General features: G+C 58.8%; 1 protein-coding gene and 1 pseudogene. Both read right to left on the minus strand.

Annotated features, from left to right (window positions below; translation table 11 throughout):
• Positions 1 to 307, minus strand: a pseudogene (locus tag AX708_RS20225) (hypothetical protein); the annotation flags it as partial.
• Between the two features lie 256 nt (positions 308 to 563).
• On the minus strand, positions 564 to 762 hold a 199-nt coding region (locus tag AX708_RS03020; RefSeq protein ID WP_197426333.1), incomplete at its 5' end, for a copper resistance protein CopC.

Below are 762 nucleotides of genomic sequence, written 5' to 3' on the forward strand. Positions count from 1 at the left end.
GCTCTCGATCCGGCCGCCGATGCAACTTCACAGTGAGGTCAACAAAGCAAATGATAGCGCCAAGCCACAAACCTGCGGCAATCAGGTGTGCGCCATTGTTGAGCCGATGCAGGAGCCCGATGCCTCCCTCGCCAGCAGCGGCGTGACCGCTCCATCCGAGCGAGAGAAGAGCCGCTGCGAAACAGGCGGCGACGGCTACCTGACTGAGTTTCGTGGCCCTGACGGCGACAAGAAAGCATAATGCGAGAAACAGCAGGATGATGCGAACGGCAAATGCAATACCGATATCCGTGCCGAACGCCATCATGGAGATCGTCGGCCAGTCAAGGTCGGATAGGGGCATGCCCATCATTGCCGCCACCGAGACGAGCATAAGAACGACGGAGAGAACGAATGCAGCCGCAGCCCCCCCGATCAGGCCTAGCGACGTCCGATTACCGACAGAGAGAAAGTGGGCGCTCCGAAGCGCGATTAATCGAAACGCGGTGCTCCCGAACATCCCCAGGAGCACCGCGTAATTCAGAAAACGCAAACCAGGTTCGATCGCCCACCCCATAGCGCGATCAGCTGACGGTAAACTTGACAGTGCCGTTCATGCGGTGACCATCAGCACCTGCGGCTTGCCAGCGCACCTCATAGCTGCCCTTCGCCAAAGGTTTGGTAAGCGTGAGGGTCATGGTCTTGTTCCCGTTTGACCAGGCAGTGGCGAAATTGCGGATCGCCATCGGACTGTGATTTGCCATCCCCGGCATCGCCGTCATT

This window comes from Erythrobacter sp. CCH5-A1 (genome assembly GCF_001557115.1).
In the GTDB taxonomy this organism is placed as follows: domain Bacteria; phylum Pseudomonadota; class Alphaproteobacteria; order Sphingomonadales; family Sphingomonadaceae; genus Erythrobacter.